At 64.7% G+C, this 21,707-nt stretch carries 19 protein-coding genes; 12 read left to right on the forward strand and 7 right to left on the reverse strand.

All coding sequences use genetic code 11. The features are described 5' to 3' along the window. Positions 1-77 precede the first annotated feature (77 nt). Positions 78-1,478 (forward strand): DcaP family trimeric outer membrane transporter, encoded by a 1,401-nt coding sequence (locus CEQ44_RS00590; RefSeq protein WP_254913908.1) that lies wholly within the window; start codon positions 78-80, stop codon positions 1,476-1,478. A 12-nt stretch (positions 1,479-1,490) separates the two neighbouring features. Next, entirely contained in the window at positions 1,491-3,161 is a 1,671-nt protein-coding gene (locus tag CEQ44_RS00595; RefSeq protein ID WP_088184583.1) for an MFS transporter, read from the forward strand. 73 nt (positions 3,162-3,234) lie between these two features. Here CEQ44_RS00595 and CEQ44_RS00600 read toward each other — a convergent pair whose 3' ends face one another. The 3 genes from CEQ44_RS00600 to ligK all read right to left on the reverse strand — a co-directional run bounded on the left by CEQ44_RS00600 (position 3,235) and on the right by ligK (position 6,049). Further along, on the reverse strand, positions 3,235-4,122 hold the full coding sequence (locus CEQ44_RS00600) for an amidohydrolase family protein (RefSeq protein ID WP_088184582.1): 888 nt from the start codon (positions 4,120-4,122) through the stop codon (positions 3,235-3,237). Positions 4,123-4,225: 103 nt separating this feature from the next. After that, entirely contained in the window at positions 4,226-5,287 is a 1,062-nt protein-coding gene (locus CEQ44_RS00605) for a 4-oxalomesaconate tautomerase (RefSeq protein ID WP_088184581.1), read from the reverse strand. A gap of 87 nt (positions 5,288-5,374) precedes the next feature. Beyond that, positions 5,375-6,049, reverse strand: coding sequence for a 4-carboxy-4-hydroxy-2-oxoadipate aldolase/oxaloacetate decarboxylase (gene ligK, locus CEQ44_RS00610; RefSeq protein ID WP_088184604.1), 675 nt, complete (start codon positions 6,047-6,049; stop codon positions 5,375-5,377). Positions 6,050-6,192: 143 nt separating this feature from the next. Between ligK and CEQ44_RS00615 the strand changes: the two genes are divergently transcribed. The 6 genes from CEQ44_RS00615 to CEQ44_RS00640 all read left to right on the forward strand — a co-directional run bounded on the left by CEQ44_RS00615 (position 6,193) and on the right by CEQ44_RS00640 (position 11,754). After that, positions 6,193-7,338: a LysR family transcriptional regulator gene (locus tag CEQ44_RS00615; RefSeq protein ID WP_088184580.1), complete on the forward strand. Its 1,146-nt coding sequence runs from the start codon at positions 6,193-6,195 to the stop codon at positions 7,336-7,338. An 86-nt stretch (positions 7,339-7,424) separates the two neighbouring features. Beyond that, the gene (locus CEQ44_RS00620; RefSeq protein WP_088184579.1) at positions 7,425-8,312 is read left to right on the forward strand and encodes an NAD(P)-dependent oxidoreductase; all 888 of its coding nucleotides are present in this window, start codon (positions 7,425-7,427) and stop codon (positions 8,310-8,312) included. A gap of 65 nt (positions 8,313-8,377) precedes the next feature. Continuing rightward, the gene (locus CEQ44_RS00625) at positions 8,378-9,403 is read left to right on the forward strand and encodes an amidohydrolase family protein (RefSeq protein WP_088184578.1); all 1,026 of its coding nucleotides are present in this window, start codon (positions 8,378-8,380) and stop codon (positions 9,401-9,403) included. Continuing rightward, complete coding sequence (gene ligA, locus CEQ44_RS00630) at positions 9,400-9,852, forward strand: protocatechuate 4,5-dioxygenase subunit alpha (protein WP_088184577.1); 453 nt, start codon at positions 9,400-9,402, stop codon at positions 9,850-9,852. The genes CEQ44_RS00625 and ligA overlap by 4 nt, the downstream gene beginning before the upstream one ends. A gap of 1 nt (position 9,853) precedes the next feature. Further along, complete coding sequence (locus CEQ44_RS00635; protein ID WP_088184576.1) at positions 9,854-10,750, forward strand: class III extradiol dioxygenase subunit beta; 897 nt, start codon at positions 9,854-9,856, stop codon at positions 10,748-10,750. Positions 10,751-10,812: 62 nt separating this feature from the next. Continuing rightward, entirely contained in the window at positions 10,813-11,754 is a 942-nt protein-coding gene (locus CEQ44_RS00640) for a Gfo/Idh/MocA family oxidoreductase (protein WP_088184575.1), read from the forward strand. A gap of 174 nt (positions 11,755-11,928) precedes the next feature. Here the strand turns inward: CEQ44_RS00640 and CEQ44_RS00645 are convergent, their stop codons facing one another. Further along, positions 11,929-12,156: a hypothetical protein gene (locus tag CEQ44_RS00645; protein ID WP_088184574.1), complete on the reverse strand. Its 228-nt coding sequence runs from the start codon at positions 12,154-12,156 to the stop codon at positions 11,929-11,931. A 31-nt stretch (positions 12,157-12,187) separates the two neighbouring features. Then, entirely contained in the window at positions 12,188-13,060 is an 873-nt protein-coding gene (locus CEQ44_RS00650) for a helix-turn-helix domain-containing protein (RefSeq protein ID WP_088184573.1), read from the reverse strand. A gap of 268 nt (positions 13,061-13,328) precedes the next feature. Here CEQ44_RS00650 and CEQ44_RS00655 point away from each other — a divergent pair, with 268 nt between their 5' ends. After that, complete coding sequence (locus CEQ44_RS00655) at positions 13,329-14,333, forward strand: LacI family DNA-binding transcriptional regulator (protein ID WP_088184572.1); 1,005 nt, start codon at positions 13,329-13,331, stop codon at positions 14,331-14,333. A 3-nt stretch (positions 14,334-14,336) separates the two neighbouring features. On the opposite strand, the gene CEQ44_RS00660 is transcribed toward CEQ44_RS00655, so the two are convergent. Next, positions 14,337-15,659: an MFS transporter gene (locus CEQ44_RS00660; RefSeq protein ID WP_088184571.1), complete on the reverse strand. Its 1,323-nt coding sequence runs from the start codon at positions 15,657-15,659 to the stop codon at positions 14,337-14,339. Between the two features lie 163 nt (positions 15,660-15,822). Between CEQ44_RS00660 and CEQ44_RS00665 the strand changes: the two genes are divergently transcribed. The 3 genes from CEQ44_RS00665 (at position 15,823) to CEQ44_RS00675 (ending at position 20,412) form a co-directional block, all read left to right on the forward strand. Further along, complete coding sequence (locus CEQ44_RS00665; protein WP_088184570.1) at positions 15,823-18,297, forward strand: TonB-dependent receptor domain-containing protein; 2,475 nt, start codon at positions 15,823-15,825, stop codon at positions 18,295-18,297. Positions 18,298-18,406: 109 nt separating this feature from the next. Then, positions 18,407-19,516, forward strand: coding sequence for a glycoside hydrolase family 68 protein (locus tag CEQ44_RS00670; protein ID WP_088184603.1), 1,110 nt, complete (start codon positions 18,407-18,409; stop codon positions 19,514-19,516). Next, positions 19,504-20,412 (forward strand): ROK family protein, encoded by a 909-nt coding sequence (locus tag CEQ44_RS00675; protein ID WP_088184569.1) that lies wholly within the window; start codon positions 19,504-19,506, stop codon positions 20,410-20,412. Before CEQ44_RS00670 ends, CEQ44_RS00675 begins: the two co-directional genes overlap by 13 nt. On the opposite strand, the gene CEQ44_RS00680 is transcribed toward CEQ44_RS00675, so the two are convergent. Next, positions 20,409-21,698, reverse strand: a complete 1,290-nt coding sequence (locus CEQ44_RS00680; protein ID WP_088184568.1) for an MFS transporter — start codon at positions 21,696-21,698, stop codon at positions 20,409-20,411. The two genes, CEQ44_RS00675 and CEQ44_RS00680, sit on opposite strands and share 4 nt — an antisense overlap. Between the last annotated feature and the right edge of the window lie 9 nt (positions 21,699-21,707).

The following is a 21,707-nucleotide window of genomic DNA, read 5'->3' on the forward strand; positions in this document are numbered from 1 at the left end:
CCCGCATCGTCCGCATGATGCAGCCATGGCCGGATCGCCACCAACCCCGCACAGACGGGGCGACCGGTGGGAGAGGAATGATGATGCGAATCCTGACGGCGCAGGCGCCGAATAGCAGATATTGGCGGCTTAGCGTGGCGATCGGCGCGATGGCCGTGGCGATGAGCGCTGCGCCCGGCGCGATGGCGCAGACACAGCGCGAAGCGGAGTTGGAAGCGCGGCTCAACCAGCTGGAGGCCGCTGTATCGGCGTTGAGAAGCGAATTGACGCAGGCGCGCAGCGAAAATCAGGCGTCGACCCAGATAGCCCAAAAGGCCGACAGCCGCGTCGCCGCGCTGGAGGCCAAGCCAGCCGCTGAAGGCTTCAAGGTCGGCGCGACGACGTTCAAGCTGGGGGGATTCGTCAAGGTAGTGGGCAGCGCCACCCGCTATGACGATGGTGTGGTGCCGGGCGGATCGCTGGGCAAGGAATTCTACCTGCCGCAACAGATACCGGTCGGCGGCGGCAGCAGCCGCGACATCATCGGCCATGCGCGACAGACACGGCTGGCGTTCAGCTCATCGACCCCGCTGGGCGGCAAGGAGGTCAAGAGCGTGGTCGAGTTCGACTTCGCCCTGGCCGCCGCGCCGCTGGGCGCGCAGCGCGCGACCAATCCCTATACGCCGACATTCCGACGCGGTTTCATCAGCTATGGCAACTGGCTGGTCGGGCAGGAATGGACGACATTCCAGAACCCCAATCATTTCCCCGAAACCACCGATTTTGTTGGCCCCATGGACGGCGCGATCTTCGTTCGGCAAATGATGGTGCAGTATAAGCAGCCGCTGTCCGCTGACTGGAGCCTCTATCTGGCGGCCGAAAACCCGCAGACCGAGACGATCAGCACGACATCGGCGGCGCTGGGCGACAATGACAGTGACCGCATGCCCGACCTGGTCGCAAAGCTGGCCTATAAGGGCAGGGCCGGCGAGATGCACATCGCCGGCCTGTATCGCAAGCTGTCCATCCATGGCGACGGATTTGGTGATACTGCGAACGGATGGGGCATAAGCGCGGCGGGCAAGGTGCCGTTCGGGCCGCAGGGTCGTCACGACGTGCGGTTCAGCGCGACCTATGGTCAGGGCATGGGCCGGTATTTCACGGTCGGTTTCGTGCCTGACGCGGTCTATGATCCCGCGATCGGCGATCGGCTCTATGTCGTGGACAATTTCGCCGGCTTTGCGGCCATCAAGCTGGGCTGGACCGATACGGTCAGATCCACCCTCATGGCGGCCTATCAAAAGGCCTGGTATCCCGATGCGATCGCCCTGCCGGACCTGGCCAATGTCGCGGCCTACAGCGTTGCGGGCAATATTTTCTGGTCACCGGTCAAGCAACTGGATCTGGGGATCGAGTATCGCCATGGTCAGCGCGAAGTCGCCAGTGGCCTGAAAGGCCAGATAGACCGCCTGGAAATGGCCGCTAAATTCACATTTTAAGGGAGAGGGCAGATGGCGACAACATATGAAGACGGCCGGCCAAAGCATAGCGTGACGGGGCAGAACGAGAAGCTCGTCATTGCCGCGTCGTCGCTGGGCACGGTGTTCGAATGGTATGATTTCTATCTTTACGGCCTGTTGGCGACCTATATTAGCGCGCAATTCTTTTCGGGCGTGAACGAGACGACGGGGTTCATCTTTGCCCTCGCCGCCTTTGCCGCCGGTTTTGCCGTGCGGCCGTTCGGCGCCATCGTGTTCGGGCGGATCGGCGACATGGTCGGGCGCAAGAATACGTTTTTGGTGACGATGGGCATTATGGGCTTGTCGACCTTCGCGGTGGGCGTGTTGCCCAACTATGCCAGCATCGGCGTGGCTGCGCCGGTCATCCTGTTGGTCCTGCGCCTGGCGCAAGGTCTGGCGCTGGGTGGCGAATATGGCGGGGCGGCGACCTATGTCGCGGAACATGCGCCCGAAGGGAAGCGCGGGCTTTATACCAGCTGGATTCAGACGACGGCGACCTTCGGCCTGTTCGCCGCGCTGCTGGTGGTGATCGGTTTCCGCTTCGCGCTGGGCGAGGAGGCGTTCGCAGCCTGGGGATGGCGCCTGCCGTTCCTGATTTCGATCCTGCTGCTGGGCGTGTCTATGTGGATCCGGTTGCAGCTCAACGAAAGCCCGGTCTTCCAGAAGATGAAGGACGAGGGCACGACGTCCAAGGCGCCGCTGACCGAAGCGTTCGGCAAATGGGGCAATTTGCGCTGGGTCATCATCGCGCTGCTGGGTGCGGTCATGGGGCAGGCCGTGGTGTGGTATGCCGGGCAATTCTATGCGCTGTTCTTCCTGGAAAAGACACTGCGGGTGGATGGCGCGACGGCCAATATCCTGATCGCCATCGCGCTGGCGCTGGCTACCCCCTTCTTCGTCTTCTTCGGCTGGCTGTCCGACAAGATCGGCCGCAAGCCGATCATCCTGGGCGGCTGCGCCCTAGCGGCGATGACCTACTTCCCCTTGTTCGGGGCGCTGACCAATGCCGCCAACCCGGCGCTGGCGGCGGCGCAGGCGTCTGCCCCGGTGACGATCGTCGCCCATGGCGAGGAATGTTCGTTCCAGTTCGACCCGGTGGGCAAGAACAAGTTCGACAAGTCGAGCTGTGACGTCGCCAAGACCTTCATGGCCAAGACCGGCGTCAGCTATGACAATGTCGAGGCCGCGCCTGGCACGCCGGCGGTGGTCAGGATCGGCACGGCCAGCTTCACTGCACCAAGCGCCGCGACGCTGGCGGGGGCAGACAAGACGGCGGCGATCGCCACCTATCAGGATCAGTTGAAGGCGGGGCTGGTCGCAGCCGGCTATCCGGCCAAGGCGGACACGGCGAAGATCAACAAGGTCGCGGTCGTGGCGATCCTGTGGGCGCTCGCGATGCTGGTGACGATGGTCTATGGGCCGATCGCGGCGATGCTGGTGGAACTCTTCCCCAGTCGCATCCGCTACACGTCGATGTCGCTGCCCTATCATATCGGCAATGGCTGGTTCGGCGGCTTCCTCCCGACCACCGCCTTCGCCATGGTCGCGGCGACCGGGAACATCTATTACGGCCTGTGGTATCCGGTTGTGATCGCGGCGGCGACGGTGGTCATCGGGTTGCTGTTCCTGCCGGAGACGTTCCGCCGGAACATTGACGACTGAGACGCCGAGTTGGACAGTTAAATGAAAAAGGCGGCAATGGAAATTGCCGCCTTTTTCATGTTATATCAATAACTTATATCTCTTCTGGCCAATAGAGCCGCATGGGATTGTCGATCAGCAATTTACGCTGCAATTCGGCCGTCGGCGCGATGCGGGGGATCATATCGACCAGATGGCCGTCGTCCGGGATATCGTCTTGCATATTGGGGTGCGGCCAGTCGGTGCCCCACAGGACGCGATCCTGATAGTCGGCGACCAGAGGCGCAACGGCGTCGGCGAAGGCATTCCAGGGATCGCCTCCAGTTCCGTTCTTGGCTTGATCCAGGCGGTCGGGGCAGGTAGCCTTGAACCAGATGTCGTCGCGGCTTTCCAGGAAGGCGCGGAAGGCCTGCATGTCGGCGCCGTCCGGTCCCTGGGTCACGTCGGGGCGGCCCATATGGTCGATCACTAGCGGGACAGGGATGGCGTCCATGAAGGGGCGCAATTCCTCCAGGATGTCGGCTTCGAAATAGATGACGACATGCCAGCCAGCGGGCAGGCGTTTGGCGACGTCGAGAAATTTGTCCTTGGGCGCGTCGTCCACCAGGCGTTTGAGGAAATTAAAGCGGATGCCGCGGATGCCGCCGTCATGCAGGGCGGTGAGATCGGCGTCAGAGATTGCGGGATCGACCACGGCGACGCCGCGCGCCTTCCCGTCGGATTTGGCGATGGCGTCCAGGGTCGCGCTATTGTCTGTGCCATGGCAACTGGCCTGGACGATGACATTGCGGGCGAAGCCCAGATGATCGCGCAGGGCGAATAATTTGTCCGGCCCGGCGTCTTCGGGGAGATATTTCGCCTTCGCGCTGAAGGGGAAATCCGCCATCGGGCCGAAGACATGGCAGTGGGCGTCGATCGCGCCGGCGGGCGGGGTGTAGAGCGGCTTGGACGGGTTGCCGTGCCATGAGGTGATGCGGGTCATATCCTAAAACTCCGTTCGCCCCGAGCCTGTCGAAGGGCAGTTCTTGCTAGAAGAAAAGTGCGGGGCTTCGACAGGCTCAGCCCGAACGGGAATAGATGTCAGGTCAGGAAAAGACGATGCCGTCCATCAGCTTGCGCGCGGTGCGCAGCATGGCGGCGCTGGTGACGGTGCCGCTGTCGTCCAGTTCCATGACACAGGTGGTTTCGCCGGTCGGATGTTCGACCGAGAGCGTCTTGCGAGGACCGTCCGGGATCGAGGCGACTTCGAAGGCGGGGGAACCTTCGATCAGGCAGGCGGTGGCGACGCTGACCGCGCCCAATACGCCGATGGAGGCATGGGCGCGATGGGGGATGAAGCTGCGCACCGTGACCGCGCCGCCATTACGGGGCGGGGCGACCAGCATCATCTTGGGCACGGACTTGTCCTTGACGTCGCCCAGGTTCATGCGCACGCCGACGGCGAGGCGGATTTTTTCGATGCGCGCCTTGAGATCGCTGTCCTTGTCGAGCGTGTCACGATCTTCATAGCCGGTGACGCCGACATCCTGCGCCTTCATCACGACGCAGGGCATCCCATTGTCGATCAGGGTGACGCGCACGCCCTCCACTTCGTCAAAGGCGTTGCCGGTGGGGAGGAGGGCGCCGCAGGACGAGCCGGCGGTGTCGCGGAACTCCAGCGGGATGGGGGCGGCTGAGCCGGGGACGCCGTCGATTTTCGCGTCGCCGTCATAGCGGACCTTGCCATCGGGCGTCTGGACCGTGGCGATCGCGATTTGCCCGGTATTTTCCATGAAGATGGCGATGCGGGTTTCTTGCGGCTGCGCGGCGACAAGGCCGCGTTCGATGGCGAAAGGACCGATGCCAGCGAGGATATTGCCGCAATTCTGGGCGTCGCTGACGATCGCCTGATCCACGAAGACCTGGAGGAAGAGATAGTCGATATCGACGCCGTCGCGGTCGGATTTCTTCACCACCGCGACCTTGCTGGTCAGCGGGTCGGCGCCGCCCATGCCGTCGATCTGGCGCGGGTCGGGGGACCCCATGACGCGCAACAGGAAGGCGTCGCGGGCGGCGGTGTCGGAGGGGAGGTCTTCGGCCAGGAAATAGCCGCCTTTTGAGGTGCCGCCGCGCATCCATAGGACGGGGGCGGAAGCGTGGGCGGTCATTTTCCACCTCCGTTCGGTTCGAGCTTGTCGAGAACGGCGCGCTGGGTTCTCGACAAGCGCGAACCGAACGGGAGGGGGGGACGTGATTTATACATATTTCAGGCCCATTTCTTCGAGGCGCGGGCGCATATTGTAGATGTCTAGGCCGAGTTCGCCGGCGGCGAGACGGACGCGCTTGGCTTCTTCGGCGGCTTCGCGGGCCTGCGCCTTTTCTAGCACCGATGCGGCATCGGCGCGCGGCACGATGCACACGCCGTCGTCGTCGGCGATCACCACGTCGCCGGGGTTCACCAGCGCATTGGCGCAGACGACGGGGACGTTGACTGATCCGATCGTGTTCTTGACCGTGCCCTGGGCATGGACCGCCTTCGACCAGACGGGGAAGTGCATTTGCGTGAGGTCGCGCACGTCGCGCACGCCCGCATCGATGATGAGGCCGCGGCAGCCGCGCGCCTGCGCCGAGGTGGCGAGCAGATCGCCGAAATAGCCGTCGGTGCAGGGGCTGGTGGGGGCGAGGAGGAGGACGTCGCCTTCCTTGAGCTGCTCGATCGCGACATGGATCATCCAGTTGTCGCCCGGCGCGGCCGAGATGGTGACGGCGTTGCCCGCGATGCGCGCGCCGGTATAGATCGGGCGCATGTATGCGGCGAGCAGGCCGGTGCGGCCCTGCGCTTCATGCACGGTGGCGACGCCGCATTTGGCGAGGCCGTCGACGACGCTAAGGTCCGCCCGTTCGATATTCTGGACGACGATGCCGGACATGCTGACCTTCTCCTTGATGACGGCGGCGCACCGACCAGGTGGATGGTCGGGCGGCGCGGGACAGGCTGCTGGCTGGACCCTTCGCGCGAAAAGGGCAAAAAGGAAATCTGGCCAAGCCATTAGTTTTCACTAAATATGGCATTGTGGACTGGACCGAGATCAACCTGCGGCATTTGCGCGCGACCGTGGAAATCGCCGAGCGGGGAACGATGAATGCGGCGGCGGCGGCGGTTAGCCTGACGCAGCCTGCGATAACCCAGGCGCTGGCGCGGTTCGAGGCGATGCTGGACGCGCCATTGTTCGACCGGCGGCATGACGGGATGACGGTGACGGACGCGGGCGCGCTGCTGGTGCCGCGGTTTCGCGCGGCGCTGGACCATATCGCCAGCCCGCATGTGACGATGGCGCGGTTCCGCGCGCTGATCGCGCTGGCGGATGCGGGCAGCTATCCGGCGGCGAGCGCGGCGACGGGGCTGTCCATTCCCTCGCTGCATCGCGCGGTCAACGACCTCAGCCTGTCGCTGCGGCGGCCGCTGGTGCGGCGGCGGGGCAAGGTAGTGATGCTGACCGAGGCGGGGGTGCGGATGGCGCGCGCCTTCCGCCTGGCGCGGGTTGAGTTGGTGGCGGCGCTGGCGGAACTGGCGGCGCTGAAAGGGCATGAGACGCGCAGCATCGTGATCGGCGCAATGCCGTTGTCGAGGGCGCGGGTGTTGCCCGCAGCGGTCTCGCGCTTCCTGCGGCGGCGGCCGGGGGTGCGCATCACCATATTGGAAGGGTCGCGCACCGAACTGATCGAGCCGCTGCGAAACGGGGCGATTGACATGATGGTGGGCGCGTTGCGCCAGCCCTTGCTGGAGGCGGATTTCGAACAGGCGGCTTTGTTCGACGATCGGCCGGTGGTGATCGCGCGGGCGGGGCATCCGCTGGCCGGGACGCGGCCGAGCATGGTGGACTTGGCGCGCTATCCGTGGATCATCGCGGCATCGGGCGCGCCGCTGCGGGAAAGCTGGGAGGCGTTGTTCAGCGATCAGGGCATCGCTTTGCCGGTGGTGCCGATCGAGTCGGGATCGGTCATGACGATCCGGCAATTGCTGATCGACAATGATTTTCTGACATTATTGTCGCCGGACCAGGTGACGGTGGAACTGGAAGCGCGATGGCTGTGCCGGATCGACACGCCGGTGATGCCCGCCAGCCGATCGATCGGCGTCACCACGCGCGCATCCTGGCGACCGACAACGGTGCAGGCGGAGTTCATGGCCGATCTGGAGGGGGTGTCACGGAGCTAAGGCCCAAAGCCATGTTTAGCGCCAGCTAATGGCCCTGTGCCTGTTCCGATTTGTCCTGGCGCGATCGGGCAGGCAGGTTTTGGGGTATGACGACCGACATCACCCTGATCGGATTTGGCGAGGCGGGCAGCACGTTCGCGGCGGCGGGAGACTGGCGGGCGCGGGCCTGCGCCTATGATCGCGATCCGGCGCGGGGGGATGTCATGGCGCAGTTGGGCGTCACGCGTAGCGAGGCGCTGAGCGATGCTGTGTGCGGCGTGCCGGTGATCCTGTCGCTGGTGACGGCGGACCAGGCGCTGGCCGTGGCACGCGACGCCGCGGCGCTGATGGTGCCGGGGACGGTCTTTTGCGATATGAACAGCGTCGCGCCGCAGACCAAGCAGGCGGCGGCGGCACTGATCGAGGCGGCGGGCGGCCATTATGTCGATGTCGCGGTGATGGCGCCGGTCGATCCGGCGGGGCTGAATGTGCCGTTGCTGCTCAGCGGCGCGCAGGCGGCGGACGCCGAGGCGCGATTGCGGGCGCTGGGTTTTGGGAAGACGCGCGTCGTGGGCGCGGATGTCGGGCGGGCGTCCTCGATCAAGATGATCCGGTCGGTAATGGTCAAGGGGATCGAGGCGCTGACCGCCGAATGTGTGCTGGCGGCAGACGCCGCGGACGTGCTGGACGAAGTGCTGGCATCGCTGGATGCGAGCGAGAAGGCGAAACCGTGGAGCGCGCGGGCGGATTATAATCTCGACCGGATGCTGGTGCATGGGACGCGCCGGGCGGCCGAGATGGAGGAAGTGGTCAAGACGCTGGACGGCCTGGGCACGGGCGCTGCGATGACGTGCGGCACGGTGGCGCGGCAGGCGGCGATCGGCGCGCTGGGCGTGAAGACGCCGCCAGTGGGGTTGGCGGCGAAGATTGGGGTGATCTTTTCCGACGGCATTCCTGCAAAGGCAGTGATCACGGAGTTTTCGGGGCGGGCGTAGCGCGCCGTCGCCTGAGACCCCAGCCTGCGCTGGGGTGACGGATAAGGGTTGAGGAAAGAGATGCGATGAGCCTGATTATCGATTGCCACGGTCATTACACCGTCCTGCCCAAGGGGCATGACGCCTGGCGTGAAGAACAGAAGGCCGCGTTCAAGGCCGGGACGCCGTGCCCGCCTTATCCCGAGATCAGCGACGCGGAAATTCGCGAGACGATCGAGGCGAACCAGTTGCGCCTGATCAAGGAGCGCGGGGCGGACCTGACGATCTTTTCGCCGCGCGCGTCCGCGATGGCGCCCCATGTCGGCGACGAGGCAATGGCTAAGGAGTGGGCGATCCGGTGCAACGACCTGATCGCGCGGGTCGTGGCGATGTTCCCCGAAACCTTCGTCGGCGTGTGCATGTTGCCGCAGTCGCCCAAGGCGGACATGACGAACAGCATCGCGGAGCTGGAGCGGTGCGTCACGCAGCTGGGCTTTATCGGCTGCAACCTCAATCCCGATCCGGGCGGCGGGCATTTCACGCATCCGCCGCTGACCGACAAATATTGGTATCCCTTCTACGAGAAGATGGTCGAGCTGGACGTGCCGGCGATGATCCATGTGTCGGGCAGCTGCAATCCGGCGATGCACGCGACAGGCGGCTATTATATCGCGGCCGACACGATCGCCTTCATGCAGTTGCTGGAAGGGGATTTGTTCAAGGATTTCCCGACGCTGCGCTTCATCATCCCGCATGGCGGCGGCGCGGTGCCTTATCATTGGGGGCGCTATCGCGGCTTGGCCGACATGCTCAAGAAGCCTGACCTTTCGACGCATCTGATGAACAATATCTTCTTCGACACCTGCGTCTATCATCAGCCGGGCGTGGACCTGCTGGCCGACGTGATCGAGAATAAGAATATCCTGTTCGGGTCGGAAATGGTCGGCGCGGTGCGTGGCATCGACCCCACCACCGGCCATTATTTCGACGATACCAAACGCTATGTCGATGCGTTGGAGATCAGCGATGAAGAACGCGCCGCGATCTTTGCGGGCAATGCCCGTCGCGTCTTCCCGCGCCTCGACGCCCAATTGAAGGAGAGGGGACTATGATAACAGAAGATCCCAAGCACCAGGATATCCACGAATATCTGGCCGAGATGGAGGATATTCCGGGCACCCGCGTCTTCACCGCCAAGCGCGCGCGGCAGGGCTATCATATGAACCAGTTCGCGATGAGCCTGATGAAGGACGAGAATCGCGCCCGGTTCAAGGCCGACGAGCGCGCCTATATGGACGAATGGCCGCTGACCGACGACCAGAAGGAAGCGATGCTGGCGCGCGATTATAATCGCTGCCTGGACCTGGGCGGCAACGTCTATTTCCTGGCGAAACTGTTTTCGACCGACGGCATCCCCTTTGCCGAGGCGGTCAGCACGATGACCGACATGCAATTTCCCGAATATCGCGCGATGATGATGGCCGGCGGGCGTTCGCCCGAGGGCGTGCGGTCGATCAAGGAAAATGAAGCGGCAGCTGCCGCCAAGAAAGAGGATCGCTGATATGGCGCGGATTACCGCTGGCGTGGCGTCGAGCCATGTGCCGCTGCTGGGCGTGGCGTCGGACTTCAACAAGGACCGGGACGAGTATTTCGGGCCGATCTTCGCCGGATATGACTGGACGCGGGAATGGGAGAAGGCCGAAAAGCCCGATGTCGTCATTCTGGTCTATAACGACCATGCGTCCGCTTTCGACATGAAGATCATCCCGACCTTCGCGATTGGGTGCGGCGAGCGCTACAAGTCGGCCGACGAAGGCTGGGGACCGCGCGCGGTGCCGGACGTGGAGGGGCATCCTGACCTGGCCTGGCATATCGCGCAGAGCCTGGTGCTGGACGAGTTCGACATGACCATCATCAACGAGATGGACGTCGACCACGGCCTGACCGTGCCGCTCTCCATGATGTTCGGCAAGCCGGACGCCTGGCCGTGCAAGGTGATCCCGCTGGCGGTCAACGTCGTCACCTATCCGCCGCCGTCGGGCAATCGCTGCTGGGCATTGGGCGAGGCGGTGCGCAAGGCGGTCGAAAGCTATCCTGAAGATCTGAACGTCCAGATCTGGGGCACGGGCGGCATGAGCCACCAGTTGCAGGGACCGCGCGCAGGCCTGATCAACAAGGAATGGGACAATCGCTTCCTGGACGGGCTGGTCGGCGACAGCGACCATCTGCGCCGGATTCCGCATATTGAATATCTCCGCGAGACCGGCAGCGAAGGCATCGAGATGGTGATGTGGCTGGTGATGCGCGGGGCGCTGGGCAAGAATACGCGCGCGCTGCACCGCCATTATCATGTGCCCTGCTCCAACACCGCGATCGGCCATATGGTGCTGCGCCCGGATAATGGCGAAGGGCTGGATATGACCGGGAGCGATACGGTGCGCGCGGTCGCGGCGGAGTGAGGATCAGGGAGGGAGGGGGCGGCATGTGCCTCTCTCCCCCCACCTAAATAATGGAGTAAATTATGCGTATTGCCCTGGCTGGCGCCGGCGCCTTTGGCGAAAAGCATCTTGATGGCCTCAAGAATATCGACGGCGTGACCGTTACCTCGATCATCGGCCGCGAACTGGAAGCCACGAAGAAAGTGGCGGAGAAATATGGCATTGGCCATGTGACGACGGACCTGAACGAGACTTTGGCGCGCGATGACGTAGACGCGGTGATCCTGTGTACGCCAACGCAGATGCACGCGGCGCAGGCGATCGCCTGCATGGAGGCGGGCAAGCATGTCGAGGTGGAGATTCCGCTGGCCGACAGCTGGGCCGATGCGCAGGCGGTGCTCAAGAAGCAGGAGGAAACCGGCCTGACCTGCATGGTCGGCCATACCCGCCGCTTCAACCCGTCGCACCAGTTCGTCCATAACCGCATCAAGGCGGGCGAATTCAACGTCCAGCAGATGGACGTGCAGACCTATTTCTTCCGTCGCAGGAATATCAATGCGAAGGGCGAGCCGCGCAGTTGGACCGACCATCTGCTGTGGCACCATGCCGCGCATACGGTCGATCTGTTCGCCTATCAGGCGGGCAAGATCGTGTCGGCGCACGCGATGCAGGGGCCGATTCACCCGGAACTGGGCATCGCCATGGACATGTCGATCCAGTTGAAGAGCGAGACGGGCGCGATCTGCACCCTGTCGCTCAGCTTCAACAATGACGGGCCGCTCGGCACCTTCTTCCGCTATATTGGCGATACCGACACCTATATCGCGCGCTACGACGATCTGGTGAACGGCAAGGAAGAGGCGATCGACGTCAGCCAGGTCGCGGTGTCGATGAACGGCATCGAATTGCAGGACCGCGAATTTATCAGCGCCATTCGCGAAGGCCGCGATCCCAATAGCAGCGTCGCCAAGGTGTTCGATTGCTATCGTGTGCTGGGCGAGTTGGAAACACAGCTGGCGGGTTGAGCTTGAAATCCCTTCGGGGTCGCACGGAAGGGCGTGGCGGATACATCCGCCGCGCCCTTTCTATATGGCCAATACCGTCATTGCGAGCGTAGCGAAGCAATCCATGTCGCGCCGGTGGATTGCTTCGCTACGCTCGCAATGACGATTCCGATGATGCTCTCGCAATCGCTTGTGTCACGCCGTCAGCAGCGGGTGCGCCATGCGCAGGTCGTCGAGCAGGCTTTCGATCAGCGCGATATCCTGAAAACTGCCGGTGGGCGTCGCGTTCCAGTTGCAATGGGGATGGGTGGCGGGGCTGTAGAGCCGCAATTTGCCGACCACCTTGCGCCAGTGATGCTTGCTCTTGCCATGGTCGCGGACCAGCCGGGCCACCAGCAGGTCGGTTAGCTTGTCCGCTGTCATGGCAGGCTATGTAAGGGCCGGGCGCGCGGCGTCAACCTGTTCGCGCGGCGCGATAGGCGCGGGGCGGCTGGCCGATATGACGGGTGAAGAAGCGCGAGAAATAGGCGGGGTCTTCAAAGCCGATGGCATAGGCGATGTCCGCCACCGACAGCTGCGAATAGAGCAGCAGGCGGCGCGCCTCCAGCAAGGCCCGGTCGTCGAGCATCTGGGCGGGGGACGTGCCCGCGATCTGCGCGCAGGCCTGGCGCAGGGCGGTGAGGCTGGCGCCTAGTGCTTTGGCGTGATCCGCAACGGGTTCGCGCTGGCGGAAGCGTTGTTCGATCCGTTCGCGCAACCGGGCGACAAGCGCGGCCTGACGCGCGGTGCCGGATTGGGCCGCCTGCGCCAGCGTCGCATGACGCAGGGCCAGCACCATGAGCGACAGAAGCGCGGATTCGACGGCGGCGCGCTGGCCGGGGCCGGCCCAGCCCAGTTCCTGCGCCATGCGGGCGATGATGGCCTGCGCCGCATCGCCTTCGCCCGGCGGCAAGGCGACGGCATGGGGATGGGCGAAGAGCGGCGCGAGATCGGCGTCGCGCGCGATCAGGTGGCGCAGATAGGCGTCGGCGATGGTGGTGACATGGCCGCGCGATTCGCTGTGCCAGGTGAAGCCGTGAACGATGCCCGCCGGGACCAGCAGCAAGCAGGGGGCGTCGAAACCGACCTGCGCGGCTTCGGCCTGCATCGCGCCGCCGCCCTGCGCGATCAGGATGATATGGTTGAGGTCGCGATGGACATGCGGGCGGATCGTCCATTCGCTGGGGCGGGAACGATCGTCCAGGCTTTCGACATGAACGAAACCCTCCGCCACGGTCCGCTGCGGTTCGCCATAGAGATAGAAGCGGGGGACGGGCGCGGTGGTCATGGTGGATCGTCCATCTAGGAACTCAGGTCAACGCCGTAAACCATCGTGGCATGCGCGGATAGGCGACACTATGCCCGCGCTTCCGCAAGGCAGCCCGATCCGCCGCCCTGTGGTGCGATCGCCGCGAAGCCTGGCGATGGCAGCGGCGGACCTGCCACTATCTGGTTCCTTGCCTCCGCATCGGCCCGGCGATAAGCAGCCTCAGCTCTTTTAGTCCGTTGGCCTTGCCGCTGACCGGTCGGTTATAGGTGGACGTCGCGCCCGGCTCATGAAACCAACCCATGCCTCCAGTCTCGTCACGCTGGCCCGAATTGCGGGCGTATCGGTGTCCACCGTGTCGCGATCGCTGTCGGGCAATCCCATGATTGCGCGCGCCACCCGCGAACGGATCGCGGCCCTGGCGCGCGAACACGGGTTTCAGATCAACCGCGCCGCCCGCAACCTGCGGCTGGGCCGCACCGGTGCGATCGGCGTCGTGCTGCCGCTGGGCCATGAAAGGCAGCAGCATCTGTCCGATCCCTTCTTCATGAGCCTGATCGGCCCGCTGGCCGACGCGCTGGCCGATCGCGGCTATGACCTGCTGCTCTCGCGCGTCATTCCCGCCGATGGCCAGTGGCTGGACCGGATCGTCGATGGCGGGCGGGTGGATGGCGTGCTGCTGATCGGCCAGTCGGACCAGATCGACGCGATCGAACGCGTGGCCGCGCGCTATGCGCCCCTGGTCGTCTGGGGCGCGGCGGTCGACGGCTATGGCCAACTGACCGTGGGGTCGGACAATGTCGCGGGCGGGCGGATCGCGGCCGAGCATCTGCTGGCCCAGGGGCGCCGCCATCTGGCCTTTTTCGGCAATCCCGACATACCCGAATTTGCCGCCCGCCATGCCGGCTTTCGCGCGGCCTTAGCGCAGGCAGGGCTGGGCGACGGCCTGCTGCTGCCCGCGCATCTGACGACGCAGGCATCCTATAACGCGATCCGCGCCTTGCTGGCCGATCATCCGCCGATCGACGGGATCGTCGCGGCGTCCGACGTGATCGCCATGAGCGCGCTGCGGGCGCTGGGCGATGCCGGGCTGCGCGTGCCCGGCGACGTGGCGGTGATCGGCTATGACGATGTCATGGTCGCGTCGCAGACCACCCCGCCGCTCACGACCATAAGGCAGGATGTCGCGCGCGGCGCAGGGCTGATGGTGGAGTTGCTGTTCGACCGGCTGGCCGGAACGCCCGCCGCACCGGCCTGCATGGCGCCGCAGTTGGTGCGGCGCGCGTCCGCCTGACGCTCAGGCCGCGCGTTCGGGACGCTCCCGAATGGCCAGCGTCGCCACCGCCGCCAACAGCATCAATATTCCCGCCAGCATCAGCACATGGCGCGGATCGCCGCCCAGCAGCGGGCGATAGATCAACGGCATGGTCAGGCTTTCGATCATCATCGGGATGACGATGAACATATTGAAGATGCCCATATAGATGCCGGTGCGGGCGGGCGGGATGCTGTCGGCCAGGATGATATAGGGGTTGCCCATCATGCTGGCCCAGCCAAGGCCGATGCCGATCATCGGCACGAACAGCATCGCTTGGGTCGAACACCAGGGCATGGCGAGCATGGCGATGCCCGCCGCCGCCACGCTGACGGCATGGACCGGGCGCGCGCCGATCTTGCGGGCGATCGGCACCATGGCGAAGGCCGCGACGAAGGCGATGAAATTATAGAAGCCGCCGATCTGGCCATTCACTAGCACCGCCTGGCGAAAGCCCGCGCTGCTGGCGTCCGCCGTGTCGTAGAGCGATCGCGCGATGGCGAAGGCGACGAACTGCCAATAGCAGAACATGGCATACCATTGGAACAGCATGGCGATGGCGAGCTGACGCATCGGCACAGGCATTTCAACGATCGCCTGCTTGAGGTCGCGCAACGTGGTGCGGGCGGACAGCGGCTCGGCCCGCATCGCCGCGATCTCCTGCGCGCTCAGCGGCAGTTCGGGCACGCGCAGCACCGACCAGAGAATGGTCGATAGCGACAGCACGGCGCCGACGATGAAGGCGATTCGCGTGATGACCGGAATGCCCGACGGATCGATCGCATCGGCGTTCAGCCCGCCCCACACCAGCAGGGACGGCGCCAAATAGGACAGCGTCTGGGCGAGGCCCGTAAAGGCGCTCTGCGTCAGGAAACCAAGCGGCCTTTGCGCCGAGTCCAGCCGGTCGCTGACATAGGCGCGATAGGGTTCCATCGTCACATTATTGGCGGCATCGAGCACCCAGAGCAGGCTGGCCGCGACCCACAGCGCCCGGCTATAGGGCATGGCGAACAGGCACAGGCTGCACAGCACCGCGCCGATCAGGAAATAGGGGGTGCGCCGGCCAAGGCGGGTGACGGTGCGGTCGCTCATCGCGCCAATGATCGGCTGGATCAGGAGGCCCGTCATCGGCCCGGCCAGCCACAGCAGCGGCAAGGATGCCTCGTCCGCGCCCAGATAGGAATAGATCGGCCCCATATTGCTTTGCTGCAAACCGAAGCTGAACTGAAGCCCCAGGAAACCCAGGTTCATCTGCACGATCCGCCCCAGCGAGAGGTGCGGCTTACGGGGTATTGGCTCGCTCATGATCTTTGCCTCTCCTGCCTGGCGGACTGTTGCCGACCTTGACGGATTTGTCAGTATCGATGTTCGCAAACGATTGCAATCTGTGCTATAGGTCTCTTGCAATCGTTTGCGAAAAGGATCATCACAATTCCAAGCCGAAACGAATCGGCGTGGGAGAGAGACAATGAAGAGGCAGTTTCAGACATTTCTGCTGACGTCGGCGACCCTGATCGCGGCGACCCCCGCCCAGGCACAGCAGCAGCCCGCCGCCGCGCCCCAGTCGGCGGCAGACGCCGCCCCCACCGCCCCCGACGATGAAATCGTCGTCACCGCGGTCGCCCGCGGCCAGAACCGGCTCAACAGCAGCGTCACCGTCAGCTCGCTCAGCAGCGACGACATTGCCAAGGCAGCGCCGCGTTCGGTCGCCGAAATCTTCCGCAATCTCCCCGGCATCCGCTCCGAATCGTCGGGCGGCGAAGGCAATGCCAATATCTCGGTCCGCGGGCTGCCGGTCGCGTCAGGCGGCGCGAAGTTCCTGCAGTTGCAGGAGGACGGCCTGCCCGTGCTGGAATTTGGCGACATCACCTTTGGCAATGCCGACATCTTCCTGCGGTCCGACTTCAACATCGGCCGGGTCGAATCGGTGCGCGGCGGATCGGCCTCCACCTTCGCCTCCAATGCGCCGGGCGGCGTCATCAACATGATCTCCAAGACCGGCGAGCAGGAAGGCGGCGCGATCCAGGCGACGGCGGGCATCGACTATGAGGAATATCGGCTCGACTTCGACTATGGCGGCCGCATCAGCGACACGCTGCGCTACCATGTCGGCGGTTTCTACCGCCAGGGCGAAGGGCCGCGCAAGGCGGGCTACGACGCCAACAAGGGCGGGCAGATCAAGGCGAACATTACCAAGGAATTTGCCGGCGGCTATATCCGCCTCTACGGCAAATATCTCAATGACCGCGCCATCGGCTACCTGCCCAATCCCGTGCTGGTGACGGGCAGCAACAGCAATCCCAAATATCAGGATCTGCCCGGTTTCAGCATCAATGGCGACACGCTCCATTCGCGCTATTTCCGCGACAATGTGACGCTGGATGGCAGCAACAACGCGGTGACGCGCGACATTCGCGATGGCCAGCATCCCGTCGTTTACGCCGTCGGCCTGGAATCGCAATTCGAACTGGGCGATGGCTGGAACGTCACCGAACGCTTCCGCTATTCGGACGTGTCGGGCGGCTTCACATCGCCCTTCCCCTCAGCGGTGGACAGCGGATCGGCGATCGCGACCGCACTGGGCGGCGCGGGATCGACGCTGACCTACGCCAATGGCCCAAAGGCAGGCCAGGCATTTAACGGCAGCAACTATCTGGCGCAGATCGTGCTGTTCGACGTGAAGATCAACGGCCTGAACAACATCACCAACGACCTGCGCGTCAGCCGGGATTTCGATACTGGCCTGGGCAAGCTGACCGCGACCGCCGGCTTCTACAAGTCGCGCCAGACGATCGCCACCGACTGGCTGTGGACATCGCACCTGTTGGAAGTAACCGGCGGCGGCAATGCGGCGCTCGTCAACCTCACCAACGCGGCGGGTCAGGCGCTCACGCAAAATGGCACCTTTGGCTATGGCGCGACCTTCTTCGGCAATTGCTGCCGCCGCAGCTACGATGTCGATTACAACACCAACGCGCCCTTCGCGTCCCTGAGCCTGGCGACCGGGGCGCTGACGCTGGACGGCAGCCTGCGCTATGATTTTGGCAGCGCCAAGGGCAGGATCGCAGGGTCGGACCTGGGCGGCGGGCGTGTCGGCGTCATCAGCCGCGACATGAATGGCGACGGGGTGATCTCCATCCCCGAAACCAATGTCGCGGTCGTCCCGACGCTGACGGCGCCGGTCGACTATAGCTATGAATATCTGTCCTATTCTTTCGGCGCCAACTATCGCCTGGCCGACGATATCGCGCTGTTTGCCCGCTACAGCCGGGGCGCACGCGCCAATGCCGATCGACTGCTGTTCGGCCCGGCCGTCAGCACCACCACCGGCAATCTGACCGACAGCGGCGCGGCGGTCGATTTCGTCAAGCAACTGGAAGGCGGCGTCAAATATCGCAATGGTGGGCTGACGCTCAACGCCACCGCTTTCCACGCCAGGACCGAGGAACAGAATTTCGAGGCGACGACCCAGACCTTCTTCAACCGCAACTATCGCGCCTCTGGCCTGGAACTGGAGGGCGGATACCGCACCGGCCGGTTCAGCATCACGGCGGGCGGCACCTATACCGATGCCAAGATCGCCAGCGACGTGCTTAACCCGGCAGTCGTGCGCAATCGCCCGCGTCGTCAGGCCAAATTCCTCTATCAGGTCACGCCGCAATATGATGCGGGCGTGTTCACTGTGGGCGCCAATGTCATCGGCACCTCCAGCAGCTATGCGCAGGACAGCAACCAGTTGAAACTGCCCGGCTATACGCAGGTCAACGCCTTCCTGACGGTCAAGCCGATGGATCGTGTCCAACTCTCGCTCAACGCCAACAACCTGTTCGACGTCAAGGGCTTCACCGAAGCGGAGGATGCCGCCATCCCCGCCAACGGCATCGTCCGCGCGCGCTCGATCAATGGTCGCACCGTCTCCGCCTCGGTGCGGGTCGACTTCTGATCCCCGACTTTCCGGGGCGTTTCACGCCCGTGGAAATCATGATCTTCGCCGGTGTCTGCACGCACCGGCGAAGATCATGGCCTAACTCCCTCCCCACGGATGCCCGATGATGACAAGCCACTGGACCGCTGCCCACGTCGCCACGATCGACCGTGCGACCATGGCCTGCGCGCCGCTATTTTCCAAACCACAGCCTTTGATAGCGGGCGTCGACCTGTGGGATTATTGGCCGGTGCAGGCGGAGGACGGATCGCAGGCGGTGATCGCAGGCGGCACCCTGTTCATTTTGCTGTCGGCTCCCGCGCTGCTGGACCCCGACGCCCGCCATGGCATGGCCCGGCTGCGCCTGATGCACCGGGTAGGGGACAAATGGCGTGATCTTGGCCTGTTGTTCGATGATGGCTTTTCGCCGGGCAGTCGTGAATGGTCGGGTTCTGCGATCCTGTCGCCCGACCATGGCCATATCACCCTCTATTATACCGTCGCGGGCACACGCGGCGAAGACGTGCTCAGCTTCAGCCAGCGCCTGTTCGAAACGCGGGCCGCATTGTCGGTTGATGGCGACGCAATCACCCTGTCGCCCTGGTCGACGCCGGTGGAAATGCTGGTGCCCGATGGCATCGATTATGTGCGCGATATGGAGGGCGGCGGGGCGATCGGCACGATCAAGGCGTTTCGCGATCCCGCCTTCTTCCGCGATCCTGCGGATGGGGCGGCCTATGTCTTCTTCGCGGCGTCGCTGGCGCAATCGACATCCTTCTGGAACGGCGCGGTCGGCATGGCGCGGCGCATGCCGGATGGCCGATGGCAACGCCTGCCGCCGCTGATCGCCGCCGATGGCCTGAACAACGAACTGGAACGACCGCACGTCATTGTTCATGACGGCCGTTATTATCTCTTCTGGTCCACCCAGGGAAAAGTGTTCGCCGATGACGGACCGACCGGTCCCAATGGCCTGTATGGCATGACGTCTGAGCGTCTGGCAGGGCCATGGCGGCCGATCAACGGCACCGGGCTTGTCTTCGCTAACCCCCCGGAGGCGCCTTTTCAGGCCTATAGCTGGTTCGTGCTGCCTGATCTGACGGTCCAGAGCTTCGCCGATATGACGGAGCTGTCGCATGTCCCCCGCGATGCGACGGAGGCGCGTCGCCATTTCGGCGGCGCCCCCGCGCCCGACCTGCGGTTGGGGATAGAGGGGGACAAGGCATGGCTGGCATGAGCATGGCCGAACCGATGATCGTCGGTGTCGAACTGGGCGGCACCAAATGCATCGCCACGCTGGCGCAGGGGCGCACCATCCTGCGCCAGCAACGCTGGCCCACCGGGACCGCCGATACGCTGACGCTCATATCCGATACGATCGCCCTGTGGGAGCGGGAAACCTGCTTGGCCGCGATCGGCGTCGCCAGTTTCGGGCCGCTGCACCTGAACCCGCACGCGTCCCATTTCGGCCATATGGGCAACACGCCCAAGCCCGGCTGGGCGGGGGTCGACATTTACGGGCATTTCGCCAGCCGCTTTGCCATGCCGATCGCCATCGACACCGATGTCGCGGGCGCTGCGCTGGCGGAGGGGATGTGGGGCGCGGCGCAGGGGTGCGCGGTCCATGCCTATGCGACAATCGGCACCGGGGTTGGCTTGGGCCTGGTTGTGAACGGACAGGCGGTGCATGGGCATCTGCATCCAGAAGCCGGCCATATGCGGGTGCGCCGCCAGCCAGGGGACATGTTCGCGGGCGTGTGCCCCAGCCATGGCGATTGCCTGGAAGGGCTGGTGGGCGGTCCGGCGCTCGCCGCCCGGTCGCCGATCGCTGCGGCCGACATGACGGACGACGATCCGCTCTGGCAGACCGTCGCCGCGGACCTTGCCGAATGGACGACGATGCTGATCCTGGCCCTGTCGCCCCAGCGGCTGGTGCTGGGCGGCGGCGTGATCCAGGCCCGGCCCATGCTGTTGCCGCTGATCGCCCGGCAATCGGCCGATTTGCTGAACCGTTATATCGCGGATCTGGACTATGGCGCGCTGGAGCAGCTGATCGTCGCGCCCGGTCTGGGCGCTGATGCCGGTCCGTTAGGCGCGATCTCGCTCGGCCAGCGCGCCGCGGCGTTGCCCTAGCGCGGGCGCAACATCGCGAGCAGGGCCGCGCCGACCAGCGAACCGAGCGCCATGACCAGCGCCACAGCGGGGAGGCCGAAATCGAGGGTGAAGAGGAAGCCCGCGAGGATCGGCCCCAGCGCCGCGCCGCCGCGCCCGATGCCGATGACGATGCCGGTCCCCCCGGCGCGCACCGCGGTCGGGAAGGATAGGGCCACCAACGCATAGAGGCCGACCACTGCGCCATTGGTGAAGAAGCCGGCGCAGGCGGCGATCAGGCTGAGGCCGCCAAGCGTGGTCTGCCCCTGGCCAAATAGCGTGACCATGATGGTCGAAGCGAGCATCGCCGCCATGATGAGGGCGCGCAGCGGCAGCCGCCAGCTGAGCGCGCCCAGCAGCAGCGCGCCGATGAGGCCGCCGACATTGGCCCAGACGAGCACGCCGCCCGCCGCCGAGGGCGCAAATCCCATGTCCACGACGATCTTGGGCACCCATTTCAGGATGAAGTAGAAGGTCATGATGTGGCAGAAATAGGCGAGCGTCAGCAGGATGGTGGTGCGCGCGAGGCCGGGGGCGAATAGCGATGCGAAGGACGGCTTGGTCGCGGTGGGATCGGGCGCGGGGAGGGCGTCGGCCGGGGCGTGGCCCATGCGAGCGAGCAGGCGGTTGATCCGCACCAGCGCGCCGTGCGGCCGCTTTTGCAACAGGAATCCGATCGATTCGGGTAGCAGCCAGAGCGAGACGGGCAGGAAGAGGGCGGTGACGATGCCGCCGAACAGGAAGATGTCGCGCCAGTCGCCCGCGACCAACAACTGAGAGGCAACCGACCCGCCCAGGATCGCGCCGACCGGATAGCCCGCCGCCATGATCACCACGGCCAGGCTGCGGGCGCGCGCGTTGGACAGTTCGGCGACCATCGCGTTGGTGCAGGCGAGCATCCCGCCAATGCCAAGGCCCGTGAGCAGCCGGATGAGCGAGAGCGACACCACGTCCCACGCCTGGGTCGCGCCCGCCATGCCCCCCGCCATGATGATGAGGCAGCCCAGGATGGTCGGACGGCGGCCGATGCGGTCGGCCAGGTTGCCGAGCAGCACCGATCCCACCGCCATGCCGATCAATTCCATCGACAGGACGAGGCCGAGCGCGGCGCGATCGATGCTCCATTCCTTGGCGATGCCGGGCGAGGCGAAGCTGATCGCCAGCACGTCAAACCCGTCAAGCGCGTTCAGGAGGATGCACAGGATGATCGCCGCGATCTGGAGCCGGCCCATGGGGGCTTCGTCCAGCCTATGCCTGATGTCGGTCATTGGCGATCC

Origin of the sequence: Sphingobium sp. Z007, assembly GCF_900013425.1 — a bacterium.
Taxonomy (GTDB): domain Bacteria; phylum Pseudomonadota; class Alphaproteobacteria; order Sphingomonadales; family Sphingomonadaceae; genus Sphingobium.

Bases quoted from the DNA above. Each gene is read 5' to 3' on its own strand.
- CEQ44_RS00590 (WP_254913908.1), top strand. From the start codon at position 78: ATGATGATGCGAATCCTGACGGCGCAGGCGCCGAATAGCAGATATTGG.
- CEQ44_RS00595 (WP_088184583.1), top strand. From the start codon at position 1,491: ATGGCGACAACATATGAAGACGGCCGGCCAAAGCATAGCGTGACGGGG.
- CEQ44_RS00600 (WP_088184582.1), bottom strand. From the start codon at position 4,122: ATGACCCGCATCACCTCATGGCACGGCAACCCGTCCAAGCCGCTCTAC.
- CEQ44_RS00605 (WP_088184581.1), bottom strand. From the start codon at position 5,287: ATGACCGCCCACGCTTCCGCCCCCGTCCTATGGATGCGCGGCGGCACC.
- ligK (WP_088184604.1), bottom strand. From the start codon at position 6,049: ATGTCCGGCATCGTCGTCCAGAATATCGAACGGGCGGACCTTAGCGTC.
- CEQ44_RS00620 (WP_088184579.1), top strand. From the start codon at position 7,425: ATGACGACCGACATCACCCTGATCGGATTTGGCGAGGCGGGCAGCACG.
- CEQ44_RS00625 (WP_088184578.1), top strand. From the start codon at position 8,378: ATGAGCCTGATTATCGATTGCCACGGTCATTACACCGTCCTGCCCAAG.
- ligA (WP_088184577.1), top strand. From the start codon at position 9,400: ATGATAACAGAAGATCCCAAGCACCAGGATATCCACGAATATCTGGCC.
- CEQ44_RS00635 (WP_088184576.1), top strand. From the start codon at position 9,854: ATGGCGCGGATTACCGCTGGCGTGGCGTCGAGCCATGTGCCGCTGCTG.
- CEQ44_RS00640 (WP_088184575.1), top strand. From the start codon at position 10,813: ATGCGTATTGCCCTGGCTGGCGCCGGCGCCTTTGGCGAAAAGCATCTT.
- CEQ44_RS00645 (WP_088184574.1), bottom strand. From the start codon at position 12,156: ATGACAGCGGACAAGCTAACCGACCTGCTGGTGGCCCGGCTGGTCCGC.
- CEQ44_RS00650 (WP_088184573.1), bottom strand. From the start codon at position 13,060: ATGACCACCGCGCCCGTCCCCCGCTTCTATCTCTATGGCGAACCGCAG.
- CEQ44_RS00655 (WP_088184572.1), top strand. From the start codon at position 13,329: ATGAAACCAACCCATGCCTCCAGTCTCGTCACGCTGGCCCGAATTGCG.
- CEQ44_RS00660 (WP_088184571.1), bottom strand. From the start codon at position 15,659: ATGAGCGAGCCAATACCCCGTAAGCCGCACCTCTCGCTGGGGCGGATC.
- CEQ44_RS00665 (WP_088184570.1), top strand. From the start codon at position 15,823: ATGAAGAGGCAGTTTCAGACATTTCTGCTGACGTCGGCGACCCTGATC.
- CEQ44_RS00670 (WP_088184603.1), top strand. From the start codon at position 18,407: ATGACAAGCCACTGGACCGCTGCCCACGTCGCCACGATCGACCGTGCG.
- CEQ44_RS00675 (WP_088184569.1), top strand. From the start codon at position 19,504: ATGGCTGGCATGAGCATGGCCGAACCGATGATCGTCGGTGTCGAACTG.
- CEQ44_RS00680 (WP_088184568.1), bottom strand. From the start codon at position 21,698: ATGACCGACATCAGGCATAGGCTGGACGAAGCCCCCATGGGCCGGCTC.